This window comes from Streptomyces yunnanensis, assembly GCF_029011865.1.
GTDB lineage: Bacteria > Actinomycetota > Actinomycetes > Streptomycetales > Streptomycetaceae > Streptomyces > Streptomyces yunnanensis.
On sequence record NZ_CP095749.1, the window covers coordinates 9,485,056 to 9,500,402 of the forward strand.

Here is a 15,347-nt window from a genome sequence, read left to right on the forward strand (position 1 = left end):
ACTTTCACCAGCCCACCACCAGTACGAGTAGCAGGGCCACCAGACCAAAGAAGCCGTAGCCGAGGTAGACGTGCACACTGCCGCCCGCCAGCCGCCGCGCCGACCGCCCAGCAGCGGCCAGAAGTTCAAGGACCGGCCGGTACAGGCGGTGCTCGATCCGGTCCGGCACCCGGTTGCGGAACTTCACCCACTCCACCAGATACACCGACTCGCGCGCATGCGTGACGTCCACGTCCTGCTCCGGAGCGAGCACGTCGTCGAAGACCCGCTGCAACGGCTCGGCGAACGAGGTGGCCGTATAGGCCATCCGCGCAGTAGGCGCGCCGCCCCCGCAATCCCACAGCCTCGCCCGCACACGCCGCTGCCTGTGCCGCCCCGCCCACCGGACCGTCGCCACGACCGCGCCGAGCGCGACCACGAGGGCCCCGACCACCCATAGCGGGGAGAACACAGCAGACACCTCGTCCAGACGCACCCGCAGCCCACCGCCGGAGACCGGTTGGGTCCCGGCATATCCGGCCGCTTCCACCGCCCGGTCCAGGCCCTCGCCCAAAAGCCCTGGCACCAGGGCCAACGCGGCGCACAGGGCCGCGAGCAGCCCCATCCCGATCAGCATCGGCGGTGGCGACTCCTTGGCCGCGGCGGCCTGTTCACCGCGCGGTCGGGCGAAGAACCCCACTCCGAGGGCCTTGACGAACACCGCAGCCGCCAGCCCCGCCGACAACGCGATCACCGCCACCGCGAGCGGCAGGACGATGGCCATCGTCACCCCGGGCACGGCCAGCCCGTGGATCATCGACTGCAGCAGCAGCCATTCGCTGATGAAGCCGTTGCCCGGCGGCAGCACCACCGCCCCCAAGGCACCGACCGCGAACAGCCCCGCGGTGACGGGCATCCGGGCCCGCAGCCCGCCCAGCGCGTCCAAGTCCCGCACCCCGGTCGCCCGCAGCACCGACCCCGCCGCACCGAACAACAGGGCCTTGAACGCGGAGTGGTTGACCACGTGCAGCAACGCGGCCGCCAACGCCAGCCCCGCCAGCGCCTCGTTCCCCGCATGGGCGAACAGTCCGGCCGCCCCCACCCCCAGGACAACGAGCCCCATGTTCTCGCTGGTCGAGTACGCCAGCAGTCGCTTCAGATCCGACGCCATCGCGGCTTGCAAAATCCCGTAGACCGCCGACACCCCGCCCATGGCCATCACCAGCAGCCACCACCACACCGGCCCGCCGCCCAACAGATCGAACCCGACCCGCACCAACCCGTAGACGCCGAGGTTGACCATCGCCGCACTCATCAGCGCCGAAACCGCGCTGGGCGCCTCAGGGTGCGCCCGGGGCAGCCAGGCGTGCAGCGGCACCAGACCCGCCTTGGAGGTGAACGCCACCGCCGTCAGCACGAAGACCAGCCCGCGCACGGTGGGCGACATCGCCGCCGTGCCCGACCGCAGAGCCGTAAACGTCTCGCCCCCAGCCCCAGCCGCGTACACCATGAGGCCGGCCAGTAGCAGAACGAGGCCCAGCTGCGTCATCACTGCGTACCAGACCGCCGCCCCTCGCACCGCGGCCCGGCCACGGTGCTCCGCCAGGACAAGCAACAAAGAAGCCAGCGCCATCAGCTCCCACAACAGCACGAACGTCGACACCGAGGCCGCTGCGGGCACCAGCACCAGGCTCAGCGCGAACAGCGGCAGCACCGCTTGGGCCCCTCGCGAGCCGAATCCGTGTGAGCCGTGCCCGGCCACGTAGCCGGCGCCGTAGACCGCTACCGCCACCACCACCGCACCGGCCACGGCCATGAACAGCCCGGACAGTGCGTCCGCCGCCAGATGCACACCAGCCAGCGGCAGCAGCCCCGGTAGCCGGGCCGACCAGCGGCTTCCGCCCAGTGCAGCCACACCCGATGCACCACCGGCCACCCCCACACCCGCCGTCAACGCCCCCACCGCCCAGCCGCGCATCCGCGGTGGCAGGGCCAGCCCGGCCAGCATGCCCGCCACGCCGGACACGGAGGCCGTCGTCAGGGCGGCCGGCACCATGCTCACCGCCCGGTCACCCTCCGCAGTGCCGCCACGATCTCCTGCGGCTCCGGCGGGCACCCGGGCACCGCCAGATCCACCGGTACGACATCCGCGACGGCACCCTCGACGCCGTAACCACCTGTGAACTCGCCGCAGTTGATCGCGCAGTCCCCGACGGCGACCACCAGTCGAGGCTCGGGCATCGCCGCGACCGTCCGACGCAACGGCTCGGCCATATTCCGCGTCACCGGCCCGGTCACCAGCGCCACATCCGCGTGCCGGGGCGAAGCCACCAGCCGGGCCCCGTACCGCTCGGCGTCATACACCGGATTAAAGGCCGCCGCGATCTCGATCTCGCAGCCGTTGCAGGAACCCGCGTCCACACAGCGCACCTGCACCGAACCACCCAACTCCTGTGCCGCGGGCGGACGCTCGCCCTCCGGTCTGGGCGGAGCGGGCTCGGCCACCCGCCCGGTGTCACGGATCTTGCGCAGCAGACTCATGAACGTCCCTCCCGATCACTGGTGAGGACTTGCTTCTGCGGGTGACTAACGCATCTTCCTGAAGCAGCAGTTACGCCACTTTCCCCATGCTTTGCCGGACTTTGCGTCGTCTTGCCGGGCGAGCATGTGCCCCAGGGGCCACGGGCCCGCGGGGCGAAGGCGGCCGCCTCCCGCTGTCAGTGCGCTGTCCATCCTGCGAGGAGACGGCCGCCGGTCCAGGGCCGCTGCTACGGCGGCGGGCTCTCGGCCTGCGCCGCCCGCAGATCGGCAAGCAACTCGGCCTGCCCGGCAAGCACTCCGGACAAGATGGTCCGTGCGACCTTGAGCAGTTCCGCCACCTGCGGGGTGGTCAGGGAGTAGTACACGGTCGCCCCCTCCTTGCGGGTCGTCACCAGATTCGCCCGGCGCAACACCGCAAGCTGCTGTGACAGGTGCGACGGCTCGATCCCCACCTCGGGCAGCATCTCCGCCACTGCGTGCTCACGCTCGCTCAGCAGCTCCAGGACCCGAATGCGCGCCGGATGCCCCAGCGTTTTGAAGAACTCCGCCTTCAGTTGGTACAGCGGCGTACTCATCGCATCGCCACCTCCCCGCCACAGCAGCACAGTCGCACCGGCCAGTCCCGGTCCTCGGCGCATCGCATCCATCCACTCGTCAACAACATGACCCCATCCTCGCGCGCAGCAACGGCCACGCCGAATCCACGCACGAGAACGGAGAGCCACCCGAATCCAGCAGTGACGAACTCAGCAATTGCTAAGATTAGCAATTCCACATGTTGCATGAGGGAGGCTTGCGTGAGAATCACCCCGCTGCGCGGACTGGGTGTTGCCTGGCTGAAGTGCCCCGCATGCCGCCTCAAATGCCGTCCCACCGCTGTCGGTCCGAACGACCAATGCCCCCGGTGCGGGCACACCCGCATGCTGAAGCTCTCCTTCGGTGGACGACGCACCGCCCCCGCCACGGGTACCGATCGCAGCTAACACCCGCACCCCCGTCCCTGTGACCGCACCCGGCTCGGGACGTGAAGGTGGCATGTTGCGCTCGGCTCGCTGGGGAGAGGACATCTCTCGGCGACGGTCGAACCCTGACCTCCCATGGCGCTGATGGCCTGGCCACGCTGGAACTGCTCGCCAGTGGGGTCGCTCTCCACTCCACTGGGCAGCCCGTTCCGTCAGCGGAAGCCGCGATGGTTCCCGTTGAGGTGCACCTCACCGGCCAGGAGATCGCCGCCGAAGACGTCGTTGACGATCAAGACGGTGATGTCGTAACGGTCCCCAGCGGGGTTGTCCGGATGCCAGTCGGCCTGGTCGTCGGGCGAGCAGATGTCGGCGGCCAGCTGCCGCGCAGCGCCTTGTCGAGTTCGGGCAGGATCCAAGGAATCATGCTCACACCATGGCGACCACCACTGACCTCGCAGATCCCGGAAGTCAGGCCGGTCTCATGACGGTTGCCGTCAGGGGTTCAGCCCTGCCACCCGTCAGTGCGCCACTTCTGCAGCCCCTCGGCATCCTCGCGCCGCATCCCGTGGGCGGCCAGTGCAGCGGCCAAGTCACTGTGCACGCGAACGGACGGGCAGTCGCCCCCGGGCACGAGGGAGCCGTCGGCCGGGATCGCGGCCAGTTCCAGGCTCCGGCCGTTGTCGGCGAGCCTGCGGGCGGCGTCCGTGACGGCCAGCTGCCCCTCGGCGGACCAGCCGCGCAGCTGGGTGAGGTCGACGACGACCGGACCGGTGCCGCGGGCCAACGCCCAACCAACCGCTCCGGTGAGCCGAGGCGCGGCCTCCCTGCCCAGGTAGCCCGCGACGGAAAGGATGCCAAGGCTCTGCTTGGCGGTGTAGTGCCACTCGATGGTCATGTCGTGAACTTCCTTGCAGGTAACGCCGATTCACAGGGGCAGGGAGATCCAGATGGCCTTGCCTTGGCCGTCCGTATCGGCACGTACGAAGGCGGTGCCGCACAGGTCGTGGGTGAGTTCCATGACGGTGGCCAGTCCGCCGCGCCCGGTGCGGATCCCTGCGTCGTACAGCCGCGGCTGGTACGGATGACGGTCATGGACGGCGAAGGCCAGCCAGTCCGCGGCGGCCGCGTAGATCACCGTCACCTGCGGAGAGACCTCGGCAGCGTGCCGGATGCTGTTGGTGACCAGTTCACTCAGTATCAGCAAAGCCGGCCCGACACTGGGATGGTGGCCGCTGATGCGCCATTCGAACAGGACCTGTTCGGCGGTCTCGCGCGCCAGCCGGACCGCGGAAGGCAGCGCCGGCGCGCTCAGCACGGACAGCGCGTGCGGGTGCGGCAGCGCTTCGAGCTGGCCGTACATCACGCCTCCGCGCGGGCCAGACGGAATCCGTTCACCGTCTTGGGATGGATGCGCAGCAGGGTGTCGTGCGGGCCGTGACTCCAGCCGGTGAGCGTGCGCCGGTAGTGGGCGGCCACGTCGGGGTCGGTGATCACCTCCGCCGGTCCGGCGAGTGTGACGCTCCAGCCGGTGCCGGTCGCCGCACGGACCTCGTCCACCTGGTACGTCGCCGTCGCGGGGACCGCGGCGGCCGGCGCGGGAGTGCGCACCACCAGACGGCCGTACTCCCACGTGTGCCGCCCTGGGCGTACAACGGTCTGGTCCCGCTGCGCGTACACCAGCCGCCCCAGCGCGCTGCCTTCGACCAGCCACAGTGCCTCGGCACCGGATACCTCGACCATGCGCAGGGCTGCAGGGGGCGTGCTCATCGGACGGTTTCCTCGCTGCTGATCCGGGACTTCTGGGCGGGGAGGGGAAGCAGGACGCCGACGGACTCCAGGTAGGTGCGGGTGCCCTGGATCGCCTCCGGCGTGGTCGCGTACTCGCGTCCTTCCAGGCACAGCAGCTCCAGCGCGCCGACCGAGTCCAGGACCGCGCGCTGTCCGGGGCGTATCCCGGAGGCCATCACCACGATGCCGCGCCGGCCCAGCTTCTCGACCGCGTCCTTGAGGACGAGAGCGCCCGTGGCATCGATGGTGGTCACGCGGGACATACCCAGGATGACGACGCGGGCGTCGGCGGTCTCGGCCAGCTCCAGCAGGAAGCGGTGGGCGGCGGCGAAGAACAGCGGCCCGTCGATGCGGTAAGCGACGACGTGCTCGGCGAGCAGCGCGTGCTCCTCGGCATCGTCGTCACGCCGATCGAGCGGTACCCGGTCTAGGCGGGCTTGCTTGGCGACCGCGCGCAGGGCGAGAGCGCCCGCGACCACCAGGCCGATGATCACGGCGTAGACGAGATCGAAGGCGAGCGTGGCCAGGGCGGTCAGCACGAGGATCAGCGCGTCGGAGCGGGTGGCCTTGGCCATCGCCTTGAGCGAGCCGACCTCGACCATGCGGATCGCGGTGGCCAGCAGCACACCCGCGAGCGCGGCGAGCGGGATCTTGGAGACAAGCGGCGCGGCCGCGAAGACGATCGCAGCGAGAATCGCGGCGTGGGTGAACGCGGCGAGCCGGGATCCTGCGCCGGAACGGACGTTGACCGCGGTCCGCGCGATCGCACCGGTCGCCGGCACACCGCCGAACAGCGGTGCGGCGATGTTGGCCAGGCCCTGGCCGAAGAGTTCACGGTCCGCATCGTGCTTCTGGCCCGCCGTCATACCGTCGGCGACCGAGGCCGACAGCAGGGACTCCAGGGCAGCCAGCGCCGCCACCGCCACCGCCGGCGCGAGCAGCGAGCCGAGCCCACCGGGGTCGAGGAAGGCGAGCGAAGGCGCAGGCAGCCCGGCCGGCAGGTCGCCGATCGGCTTCGCCGCGTCCAGGCCGACGAGCTGCGCCACGATGGTGGCCGCGATCACCGCGAGGATCGAAAAGGGGACGGTCGGCCGCCACCGGCCCCCGATCAACATGACGGCGGCCACCGCGCCGGCGAACGCCACCGCAGTCCAGTTCGGGGCCTTGACGAACTCCTCCACAGCGCGCCAGGTGACCACCAGCACGCGGTCGCCTTCCGGCTTGGACACGCCCAGGGCATTCGGGATCTGCTGCAGCCCGATCACGCACGCGATGCCGAGCGTGAACCCCTCCACGACCGGCGCGGGCACGTACTGCATGTACTTGCCCGCCTTCAGCACCGCCAGCGCAACGAGCATCACGCCCGCCATCAGCCCGACGGTCAGCACACCGGTCGGCCCGTGCTGGCCGACGATCGGCACCAGCACCACCGTCATCGCACCTGTCGGCCCGGACACCTGCAGATTCGATCCACCGAACACCGCCGCCAGCGCCCCCGCGACCACGGCAGTCGCAAGCCCCGCCTGCGCACCGAGCCCGGAGGAGACACCGAAACCGAGCGCGAGTGGCAACGCGACGATCGCCACCGTCAAGCCGGCCAGCAGATCCCGGCGCGGGTCCCGGCACATCTCCGCCAGATCAGCGCGAGCGGGCAACAGCGCGATGAGCCGACCTCGAACCCTGCCCAGTGACCACTTCATCGCGGGGAGACCCCGGATTCCCGCAGCTCCGCCAGCAGCTCGTTCTTCCCGACCAACAGTTCGGTCAGGATCCGGCGCGCCACCCGCATCAGCTCGGCGACATCCCCGCTCGCAAGCGCATACACGACGGTCGACCCCTCGCGCTGGGACGTGACGATGCCCGAACGGCGCAACACCGCTAGCTGCTGCGACAGACTGGAGGGCTCGACCTCGATGGCGGCCAGCAGAGCACGCACCGGCATCGGCCCGTCCTGCAGCAGCTCCAACACGCGTATACGCACCGGATGCCCCAGCATCCGAAAGAACTCGGCCTTGGCCTGATACAGCGGAACGGACACGACCCTCAGCTTCCCCGACAGCGCCCCACCCGGGACAGACACAGAAGGCTGTGCCCGCGGCTACCTACGGGCACAGCCAGGACACCATCTAATGAATTGCGAAATTTTGCAATTCTGCATCCGATTGCCGCCCCGGCGATTGCTCCACGGACAGGACCGCGAGCCGGGCGATGGGGGACGTGTCGACCAGTGACCGCACTGCGGTCGCCCGCCACTAGCCGCGGATCATGCTTTCTTCACCACGCTGGACTTGAGCTGCATCGCTCCGAAGCCCTCGATCCTGCAGTCGATGTCGTGGCCGGCGACGCCCTCGACCAGCCGAATGTTGCGCACCTTGGTACCGGCCTTGATCCCCGAGGGGCTCCCCTTGACCTTGAGGGCCTTGACGACCACCACGGTGTCGCCGTCCTGCAGCACGTTGCCGACGGCGTCCTTGACGACCTGCCCGCCGGGAGCGCCCCCGCCCTCCGCGCCGCTCTCCGCGGGAACCCATTCATGGCCGCACTCCGGGCACACGACAAGGGCGTTCATTTCATAGGTGTACTCACACGAGCACTTCGGACAGGGAGGAATGTTCTCGGTCATCCCGCCAGCGTATCCGGGCCCGAGGGCCCCTCCCGACGGGCGAGACCACAGCGCTGGCGCCGAGAAATCGAGAGGGCCCCGCGCCCGATAGGTAGACGGCGCATCCCGATGCCGATCGTCGAATGGGTCACCCCGCCCGCCGCCGAGAACGCCTGACAGCCCACCGCGTCAGGCCGAGTCGGACCCTGCCCCGGCAACACGTGGCCCGGACCGTGTGCGACAACCCGCAACCCGGCAAAGGACCCCTCACCGTGTTCGGCGGCCGGTGGGCCAAGCAGACCCTGGACATCGTCACCGCCATGCCCAGCCGCGGCGACACGGTCGTCGGCAACGACGTCTGGTTCGGCTACCGGGCGACCGACATGCCCGGCGTGCGGATCGGCGACGGCGCCATCATCGCCGCCGGCGCCATGGTCACCACCGACGTTCCGCCCTACGCGATCGTCGGCGGCAACCCGGCTCGACCGATCCGGCAGCGCTTCGCCGACGCCGACATCGAGCGGCTGCTGCGCGCCGCGTGGTGGGACTGGCCCGCCGACCTGGTCGCCGAACACGTCCGCACCATCATGGCCGGAACCCCGGCCGACATCGAACGCATCGCCATCGAGGACGGATTGGGGAAGCCCCTTTGAGTCATGTGAACCAGGTATCAATCGTCAGGAAGGGTATTGGACGCGACGGACGACCGCCCCGAGACTCGATGCATGATCGTCATCACCACTCCGACCGGCCAGATCGGCGGCCGGCTCCTGGAGCTCCTCCTCACCGAGACCCGTACGCGCGGCGAAGAACTGCGCGTCATCGTGCGCGACCCCGGGAAGCTCCTCGACGCGGTCCGCGCCCACGTCGACGTCGTCACCGGCTCGCACGACGACCCCGAGGTCGTCGACCGGGCCTTCGCCGGCGCGGACGCCGTCTTCTGGCTGGTTCCTTCGGGCACACAGGCACCGAGCCTGGAAGCCATGTACTCCGGGTTCACCCGCGCCGCCGCGAAGGCGTTCACCACCCACGGAGTCGGCCACGTCGTAGGCGTCTCGGCGCTCGGCCGCGGCACCCCCTTCGCCGGCCGCGCCGGGCACGTGACCGCGTCGCTGGCCATGGACGACCTCATCGCCGGCACCGGCGTGGCCTACCGGGCGCTCGCCAACCCGACGTTCTTCGACAACCTGCTGTGGCAGGTGGCCTCGATCCGCGACCACGGCGTGTTCACCGAGACCGTCGCCGCCGACCGCAAGGCACCGAGGGCCGCCACCCGCGACATCGCCGCGGCCGCGGCCGGCCTGCTGCTCGACCGCTCGTGGACCGGGACGGGCGAGGTCCCGGTGCTGGGCCCCGAGGACCTCTCGCCCAACGACCTGGCGCGCACCATGTCCGACGTGCTCGGCCGCCCCATCCGCTACGAACGGCAGACGCTCGACGCGTTCCGCACCGCACTCGCCGGACGCGGCATGGAGGACGCAATCGCACAGGGCTACCTCGACATGATGCGGGCCAAGGACGACGGCCTCGACGACGGGGTGCCGCGCACCCCGCAGACCGCGAGCCCGACGACCTTCCGCGAGTGGTGCGAGCAGGTCCTCAAGCCGGCGGTGCAGGCATGAGCGCCGGGACCGCCCTCGTCGTCGGGGCCTCCCGGACCCTCGGGCTCGGCCTGGCCACCGAGTACGCACGCCGCGGTTGGGACGTCATCGGGACCGTCCGGGGCGATCAGCGCACCGGCCTCCACGACCTGGCCGACGCGTCCGACGGTCGCGTCACCGTCGAGACGCTGGACATGACGGAGCCGGAGCAGATCGCCGCGCTGCGCGAACGCCTCGCGGACCGCACCCTCGACCTGCTGTTCGTCAACGCCGGCATCGCGCGGGGCGACATCCCCGTCGGCGAGGTCCCGACGGAGATGTTCGTCGAGGTCATGGTCACCAATGCGCTCAGCCCGATGCGCGTGGTCGAGTCCTTCCGCTCGCTGGTCGCGCCGACCGGGACCATCGGCGTGATGTCCTCGCGCCAAGGCAGCCTCAACCTGAACACCAGGGGCGGTCAGGACGTCTACCGCGCCAGCAAGTCCGCCCTGAACCAACTGATGCGCAGCTACGCCGTCCGGTACGCCGACGCCGCACACACACTGCTGCTCATGTGCCCCGGCCATGTCCGCACCGAACTCGGCGGCCCCCAGGCGCCGTTGACCATCGACCAGTCCATCCCGGGCGTCGCGGACACGATCGACCGCCACCGTGGCGAACCGGGCCTGAAGTTCCTCAACCACCAGGGCCAGCCCGTGCCCTGGTAGCAGCCGCTGCAGCCGCCCGCCGGTCGGGCGGCGACCACCACCGCACGGGCCGGTCACGGATCGGTGAGCTCCCGGAGTCTGCGGGCGAGCGTGGCGCGCTCCGGTTCGTTGCCGACGAGGTCGAGGGCGGCCCGGTAGGCGGCGGCTGCCTCCGTCCTGCGGCCCAGTCTCCGCAACAGGTCGGCCCGTGTTGCGGGAAGCAGGTGGTAGCCGCGCAGCTCGTCGGCCCCGGTGAGCTCGTCCAGGACGACGAGGCCCGCCTCGGGGCCGTCGCGCATGGCCAGGGCCACGGCCCGGTTCAGGGCGACGAGCGGCGACGGCTCGATCTGCAGCAGCACGTCGTAGAGCGCGACGATCTGCGGCCAGTCGGTCGTCTCGAAGGCCGTCGCCTCGTCGTGCAGCGCCGCGATCGCCGCCTGCACCGCGTACGGTCCGACGCCGGGGCCGGTCAGGGCCGGCACGACGAGCCGCTGCCCCTCGGCGATACGGTCGACGTCCCACAGGGCGCGGTCCTGGTCTTCGAGCAGCACCTGGCCCCCGGCCGCGTCGATCCTGGCCGCGCGCCGGGCGTCGGTAAGCAGGAGCAGCGCGAGCAGACCGGTCACCTCGCGTTCCCGGGGGAGCAGCCGGTGCAGGATCCGGGCGAGCCGGATGGCCTCGTCGGCCAGGTCGGGGCGCAGCAGGTCGGTGCCGGAGCTGGCCGCGTACCCCTCGGTGAAGACGAGGTAGACGACCCGGAGCACGCCGGGCAGCCGCGCGGGCAGCTCGTCCGGCCCCGGGACGCGGAACGGGATGCGCGCACTGCGGATCTTGCGTTTCGCGCGCACGATGCGCTGGGCCATCGTCGCGGTGGGCACCAGAAACGCCCGGGCGACCTCGGGCGTGGTCAGGCCCGCCAGGAACCGCAACGTCAGCGCGGTCTGCGCCTCCGCGGAGAGCGCCGGGTGACAGCAGGTGAAGAAGAGCTGCAGCCGCTCGTCGGGGATGTCGTCGAAGCCGGCCTCAGCGGGGACCACGGGGGCCGCCCGGTCGCTCTCCACCTGCAGTATCGCCAGCCGCTCCGCGTATGCGCGGTCGCGCCGGATCCGGTCGATGGCCTTGCGGCGTGCCGTGGTGAGCAGCCAGGCCAGTGGCTTGTCCGGTACCCCGTCGACCGGCCACCGCTGCAGCGCGGCCTCGATCGCCTCGGAGGCGGTCTCCTCGGCCAGGTCGAGATCTCCGAACCGGGCGGCGAGGAGAGCGAGCAGCCGGCCCCGGTCTTCGCGGAACACCGCCTCCACGGAGCGGGCCGCTCGCTGCTCGTTCACGGCTGGACCGGCTCCCAGACCGTGCGGACCTCGACGGTGCCGAACCGGGCCCCCGGGCACCGGGCCGCCCAGTCGAGCGCCGCGTCGAGATCGGGAACATCGATCAGGTAGTAGCCGCCGACGATCTCCCGGGTCTCGGCGAACGGCCCGTCCGTCACCACGCGCTCACCGTTCACGCGGACGTGCACGGTGGTCGCGGTCGAGATGTCCAGGGCGTTGCCGTCCAGCTTGACGCCGGCGTCGGAGACCGCCTTGTCGAACGCCATGAAATCCTCCACGGTCGGTCCCTCGGCCGGCCGCTCCTCGGTGGAGTCGGGTGACAGGGTGTTGATCAGCAACAGGTACTTCACGGTGTGCTCCTCGTGCATCGGATGGTTGCGCAGGGATGACGAACGGCCGGACGGAGAATCGACAGGCCGACCGGAAAATCTCGTGGGGATCCTGTCGTGGATCTTCGACCACCGGGAGTACCACCGCATGCCGCCGAATACCGTCGAGTACTGCTGGCGCTGCTCCGCACTCCGCACCCCTCGCTCCGCACCCCTCGCTCCTCGCTCAGAGCCTGGCGGACAGCGCGAGAAAGTCATCGACTTCGCCCTGGAGGCATGGCGGGACGTCGTCCATGGCGGCGACGATCAGACGAAGCGCACGAGCGGCCTGCGGTGCCCCGGCCCACGCTGCCCGGTCTCTGGTCAGGACGGTCGAGAGCAGGTCGCCTTCGTACAGGTCGCCTTCGACCAGCGGATCGGCACGGAGCACGTCGACGGCGCGGGGCAGCAGGTGGGGCAGGCCGATGTTCTGCCGGATCAGCAACCGGAGGTCCTCGGGGCCGAGCGCGCTGACCGGTCTGCGCCGCACAGCATGCACCGCGGCAGTGAGCCGAGTGGCGCCGGCGGGCGGGTCCGGCCAGCGGTCGCCCTCGATCTCCTCCAACGAAAGAGACCCGTGTTTCGATCCAGTCATCTACCGATTATCCCCCACCAAGATGACAACAGAATCGAATTCCCATTCACTGCCAAGTCGGGCTGTGATGAGGGAAGTTGAGTGGCGCGGCAGGGTGCGCATTCACCGGTACAGATGCTCCGGGCTGGCCGTTCGTCGACTGTGGATTCGACTTTGACGAGTATCGCCATCTTCACACGTCATGGTGAAACGGCTAGTTACTTGCCCCTGAAAAAGGGTTTGGGCTGGTGAGGGGGTCGGAGCTGTTGGAGGGCACCAGTCCGACGGCTACCCATTGGCCCCTGCCTCACCGGCTGAGGGTGGTCATCCGCTGGAGGTTGTAGGCGAAGACTCCCAGTCCGGCCCAGGTCTGGGCGCCGGTCAGGCGGCGGAGGCGGGTGCGGCGGAAGCCGAAGCCGCGTTTGAGATGGCTGATGCGGGCCTCGATACCGACTCTCCAGTTGCGCATACGCCGGAACGGGCGACTTCGTTCGTACTCACGCCGTGCCTTGCCGGGTCTTCCAGCGCGTTGGAGGCCGATCCGCTGGACGCCGAGTTCGGCCAGGGCCTGGTCGTTGGCCGCGAAGCCAAAGCCTCGGTCGGCGACGACCGTGCCCGGTGGGCGGCCGGTCAGCGTGGTGACGCGCTCCACCGACGGCACCAACTGCGGTGCGTCGGGTGGGTTCCCGCGCTGGACCTTGTGGTCGACGACGAAGCCACGTTCGTCCTCGGCCACCAGTGCCGTGTAGCCGAACTGGGTGGGGTGCTGGGGCTTGCCCTTGCGGATCGGCCGGGCATCAGGGTCGGCCAACGAGACCAACCGGTCGGGAATCGTGCGGATGCCCACCAGCCGCAAAGCGGTCTGCTCCAAGAGCCGACGGGTGCCCGCCGCAGCCTCGGCCAGCTCACCCACCAGATGCGCCAGCCGTCCCGAAGGCCGTTTGCCCAGCGCACGCAGAGCGTTCCGCTCCACCACAACCACGTCCCGCAGGGTTGCGCGAGCGACAGCGGCGATCTCACCGGTGAGTCGGTCGATCTCGCCCAGCGCCTGACCGGTGCGCCGCCGTAGCGTGCGCGAGATCTCCTTCAGCCGGCGCCCCGCAGACCGGCTGCGATCCCGGAAGGACGTGCGCCTGGCCGCACCCGCAGCCGCGATCCGACGCACCAGCCGACCCAGCTTACGTACCCCGTGCTCCAGCAGATCGGCGTCCGTGGGATGGTCGATATCGGCTTCGATCACCGTGGTGTCGATGCGCAGCTTGCGGCATCGCAGCAGCTTGTCCTCCGCCAGCTTGCCCAGCAACGCGGCGTTGAGCTGCTCCGCGGTCTGGACTCCGCTGCGGCGCACCAGCTTGATCAACGTGGTCGGGTGTGGCACCGGGGACGTCAGCGGGATCCGACAGAACCGCCGCCAGCTCAACGAGTCCGCGACCTCACGGCACAGCGTCTCGTACCCGAGCTGGTAGCGGTGCTTGAGGTACAGCAGCCGCAGCAGTGTCTCGACCGGGATCGACGGCCGCCCCAGCCGCTCGGCGAACACCGCGCGCCACGGGGCGATGAATCGCTCGTCGTCCAGATACGCATCGATCCCGGCCAACTCGGAGGGCATCTGACGAGCTTGCTCCGGCAGCACCTCCCACCAGGGATCCTGCACTCCCGCGACACGCAACATCGCCCCACCCCCAGCCACAACGCCCCGCCTCCACTGTCGCGGCCAAGGAGCCGCTCTCACCAGCTCTCCCCAGAGGTCAACCCAACGCCGATCCAGACTTCTTCAGGGGCAAGTAGTTAGATGCGGAGACCGACGAGGGCCCCGAGGTTTGTTTCGTCTCCCGTGTCCTGGTTGGTGCCGGCGTCGGCAGATGCGGCAGAAGCTGCCCCCAACGAGAACAGGACGGTCAACAGCGGAACTGCGACGAGTTGAAGGATGCGACGACTACGCACGGGACCTCCGGGGAGTATGCGAATGCCCAGCAAGGGATTGCGCGTCATGGGGAATTCCCATGCTTGCAGAGACGATTTAGTGTTCCCTGGCTCTTCGGTGGGTCGAGTGTAGCGGTTGCTTCCCGCGCAATTGATTATCCGCGGCTGCTCCGTTTCATGAGCCACTCCGCGGCAATGGCCGTGGCGGCAGCGTGGTCACGACGAGCCACGGTTGCGGCCGCCGAGAGCCCCGACAGTGCCTTCCTCGGATCTCCTACGTGGAACGGGGTCATCGAGGCGGCCCAGTCGGCGCTTGCGCTCATGACGCGCTAGCCGGCTATCGGCATCGATGTCCAAACCGTCGTCCACGCGCGTGTTCCTCGGAGGGAAACCCGGAAACTCCCTGCAGTGTCACTGCCCAACCCGTCCGTCGATGCGCTCGCGCAACAGGTCGGCGTGCCCGCAGTGACGGGCGTACTCCTCGATCCGGTGCACCAACAGTTCCCGAACCGCGATGCCGTCCTTCCCCAGGCGCTCACTCAGATCCGGATGCTCGGCCAGTGCGGCATCGGTCGCAGCCTGCTCGCGGGCCAGTGCGGCGTACGCGGCGTCGACCTCCGTCTGCTCGGCGACAGCCCCGTCGAAGTCCCCGTCGTGCTCGTCATACAGCTTCGGTAGTGGTTCAGCATCGCTGATCCAGTTACGCCAGTCCCGTTCCGTCTCGGCGAGGTGCCGGAGCAGGCCGAGCAGCGACATCGACGACGGCGGAACCGATCGGCGGGACAGCTGCTCCGCATCCAGACCTTCGCACTTCATCCGCAAGGTGATGCGGTAGTTCGTCAGGAAGTCCTTCAGCGTGGCAAGCTCGCCGTCCGGACTGACCCCTTCACTGTTGCGGGGGTCGTCGTCCGGGTCAACCCACATGTCGGGGTAAACGGTTGCCCGGCTCCATCGTGCAGGTAGGTCACTCATGGCTCCATGTTCGTCCGTGGGGG

The 15,347-nt window shown here is 69.7% G+C and carries 17 protein-coding genes and 1 pseudogene; 3 read left to right on the top strand and 15 right to left on the bottom strand.

Annotated features, from left to right (window positions below; translation table 11 throughout):
• Positions 1-4 precede the first annotated feature (4 nt).
• The 10 genes from MOV08_RS41755 to MOV08_RS41800 form a co-directional block, all read right to left on the bottom strand.
• Complete coding sequence (locus tag MOV08_RS41755; protein WP_275312041.1) at positions 5-2,035, bottom strand: proton-conducting transporter transmembrane domain-containing protein; 2,031 nt, start codon at positions 2,033-2,035, stop codon at positions 5-7.
• Between the two features lie 2 nt (positions 2,036-2,037).
• Complete coding sequence (locus MOV08_RS41760; RefSeq protein WP_039639457.1) at positions 2,038-2,520, bottom strand: NADH-quinone oxidoreductase subunit B family protein; 483 nt, start codon at positions 2,518-2,520, stop codon at positions 2,038-2,040.
• A 227-nt stretch (positions 2,521-2,747) separates the two neighbouring features.
• Positions 2,748-3,095 carry an ArsR/SmtB family transcription factor gene (locus MOV08_RS41765; RefSeq protein WP_275311403.1) on the bottom strand — a complete coding sequence of 116 codons (348 nt, stop codon included), beginning with the start codon at positions 3,093-3,095 and terminating at the stop codon, positions 2,748-2,750.
• A 599-nt stretch (positions 3,096-3,694) separates the two neighbouring features.
• Positions 3,695-3,898, bottom strand: a complete 204-nt coding sequence (locus MOV08_RS41770) for a YunG family protein (protein WP_052287256.1) — start codon at positions 3,896-3,898, stop codon at positions 3,695-3,697.
• A gap of 86 nt (positions 3,899-3,984) precedes the next feature.
• Positions 3,985-4,377 (bottom strand): STAS domain-containing protein, encoded by a 393-nt coding sequence (locus MOV08_RS41775; RefSeq protein ID WP_039639459.1) that lies wholly within the window; start codon positions 4,375-4,377, stop codon positions 3,985-3,987.
• Between the two features lie 30 nt (positions 4,378-4,407).
• On the bottom strand, positions 4,408-4,842 hold the full coding sequence (locus MOV08_RS41780) for an ATP-binding protein (RefSeq protein ID WP_275311404.1): 435 nt from the start codon (positions 4,840-4,842) through the stop codon (positions 4,408-4,410).
• Positions 4,842-5,249, bottom strand: a complete 408-nt coding sequence (locus MOV08_RS41785; protein ID WP_275311405.1) for a pyridoxamine 5'-phosphate oxidase family protein — start codon at positions 5,247-5,249, stop codon at positions 4,842-4,844. Before MOV08_RS41785 ends, MOV08_RS41780 begins: the two co-directional genes overlap by 1 nt.
• A complete protein-coding gene (locus MOV08_RS41790) occupies positions 5,246-6,970 on the bottom strand; it encodes a SulP family inorganic anion transporter (RefSeq protein ID WP_275311406.1) in 1,725 nt (574 codons plus the stop codon). The genes MOV08_RS41785 and MOV08_RS41790 overlap by 4 nt, the downstream gene beginning before the upstream one ends.
• On the bottom strand, positions 6,967-7,308 hold the full coding sequence (locus MOV08_RS41795; protein WP_039639463.1) for an ArsR/SmtB family transcription factor: 342 nt from the start codon (positions 7,306-7,308) through the stop codon (positions 6,967-6,969). Before MOV08_RS41795 ends, MOV08_RS41790 begins: the two co-directional genes overlap by 4 nt.
• Before the next feature lie 225 nt (positions 7,309-7,533).
• A complete protein-coding gene (locus MOV08_RS41800) occupies positions 7,534-7,893 on the bottom strand; it encodes a zinc ribbon domain-containing protein YjdM (RefSeq protein WP_275311407.1) in 360 nt (119 codons plus the stop codon).
• Between the two features lie 311 nt (positions 7,894-8,204).
• Between MOV08_RS41800 and MOV08_RS41805 the strand changes: the two are divergent.
• From MOV08_RS41805 to MOV08_RS41815, 3 genes and pseudogenes are all read left to right on the top strand, one after another.
• Positions 8,205-8,525 (top strand): annotated as a pseudogene (locus tag MOV08_RS41805) (CatB-related O-acetyltransferase); the annotation flags it as partial.
• A 72-nt stretch (positions 8,526-8,597) separates the two neighbouring features.
• Positions 8,598-9,494 (top strand): NAD(P)H-binding protein, encoded by an 897-nt coding sequence (locus tag MOV08_RS41810; protein ID WP_275311408.1) that lies wholly within the window; start codon positions 8,598-8,600, stop codon positions 9,492-9,494.
• Positions 9,491-10,180 (top strand): SDR family NAD(P)-dependent oxidoreductase, encoded by a 690-nt coding sequence (locus MOV08_RS41815; RefSeq protein WP_275311409.1) that lies wholly within the window; start codon positions 9,491-9,493, stop codon positions 10,178-10,180. The genes MOV08_RS41810 and MOV08_RS41815 overlap by 4 nt, the downstream gene beginning before the upstream one ends.
• 53 nt (positions 10,181-10,233) lie before the next feature.
• Here the strand turns inward: MOV08_RS41815 and MOV08_RS41820 are convergent, their stop codons facing one another.
• From MOV08_RS41820 to MOV08_RS41840, 5 genes are all read right to left on the bottom strand, one after another.
• Positions 10,234-11,487 carry an RNA polymerase sigma factor gene (locus tag MOV08_RS41820; RefSeq protein WP_275311410.1) on the bottom strand — a complete coding sequence of 418 codons (1,254 nt, stop codon included), beginning with the start codon at positions 11,485-11,487 and terminating at the stop codon, positions 10,234-10,236.
• Entirely contained in the window at positions 11,484-11,837 is a 354-nt protein-coding gene (locus MOV08_RS41825) for a YciI family protein (RefSeq protein WP_275311411.1), read from the bottom strand. The genes MOV08_RS41820 and MOV08_RS41825 overlap by 4 nt, the downstream gene beginning before the upstream one ends.
• A gap of 205 nt (positions 11,838-12,042) precedes the next feature.
• Positions 12,043-12,420, bottom strand: a complete 378-nt coding sequence (locus MOV08_RS41830) for a contact-dependent growth inhibition system immunity protein (RefSeq protein WP_275311412.1) — start codon at positions 12,418-12,420, stop codon at positions 12,043-12,045.
• Between the two features lie 316 nt (positions 12,421-12,736).
• On the bottom strand, positions 12,737-14,101 hold the full coding sequence (locus MOV08_RS41835; RefSeq protein WP_275311413.1) for an ISNCY-like element ISStsp10 family transposase: 1,365 nt from the start codon (positions 14,099-14,101) through the stop codon (positions 12,737-12,739).
• A gap of 662 nt (positions 14,102-14,763) precedes the next feature.
• Complete coding sequence (locus MOV08_RS41840; RefSeq protein WP_275311414.1) at positions 14,764-15,324, bottom strand: DinB family protein; 561 nt, start codon at positions 15,322-15,324, stop codon at positions 14,764-14,766.
• Between the last annotated feature and the right edge of the window lie 23 nt (positions 15,325-15,347).

What these genes read in the sequence shown, in the direction of transcription:
- MOV08_RS41755 (WP_275312041.1), bottom strand. Translation starts at nt 2,035, where the DNA reads ATGGTGCCGGCCGCCCTGACGACGGCCTCCGTGTCCGGCGTGGCGGGC.
- MOV08_RS41760 (WP_039639457.1), bottom strand. Translation starts at nt 2,520, where the DNA reads ATGAGTCTGCTGCGCAAGATCCGTGACACCGGGCGGGTGGCCGAGCCC.
- MOV08_RS41765 (WP_275311403.1), bottom strand. Translation starts at nt 3,095, where the DNA reads ATGAGTACGCCGCTGTACCAACTGAAGGCGGAGTTCTTCAAAACGCTG.
- MOV08_RS41775 (WP_039639459.1), bottom strand. Translation starts at nt 4,377, where the DNA reads ATGACCATCGAGTGGCACTACACCGCCAAGCAGAGCCTTGGCATCCTT.
- MOV08_RS41780 (WP_275311404.1), bottom strand. Translation starts at nt 4,842, where the DNA reads ATGTACGGCCAGCTCGAAGCGCTGCCGCACCCGCACGCGCTGTCCGTG.
- MOV08_RS41785 (WP_275311405.1), bottom strand. Translation starts at nt 5,249, where the DNA reads ATGAGCACGCCCCCTGCAGCCCTGCGCATGGTCGAGGTATCCGGTGCC.
- MOV08_RS41790 (WP_275311406.1), bottom strand. Translation starts at nt 6,970, where the DNA reads ATGAAGTGGTCACTGGGCAGGGTTCGAGGTCGGCTCATCGCGCTGTTG.
- MOV08_RS41800 (WP_275311407.1), bottom strand. Translation starts at nt 7,893, where the DNA reads ATGACCGAGAACATTCCTCCCTGTCCGAAGTGCTCGTGTGAGTACACC.
- MOV08_RS41810 (WP_275311408.1), top strand. Translation starts at nt 8,598, where the DNA reads ATGATCGTCATCACCACTCCGACCGGCCAGATCGGCGGCCGGCTCCTG.
- MOV08_RS41815 (WP_275311409.1), top strand. Translation starts at nt 9,491, where the DNA reads ATGAGCGCCGGGACCGCCCTCGTCGTCGGGGCCTCCCGGACCCTCGGG.
- MOV08_RS41835 (WP_275311413.1), bottom strand. Translation starts at nt 14,101, where the DNA reads ATGTTGCGTGTCGCGGGAGTGCAGGATCCCTGGTGGGAGGTGCTGCCG.
- MOV08_RS41840 (WP_275311414.1), bottom strand. Translation starts at nt 15,324, where the DNA reads ATGAGTGACCTACCTGCACGATGGAGCCGGGCAACCGTTTACCCCGAC.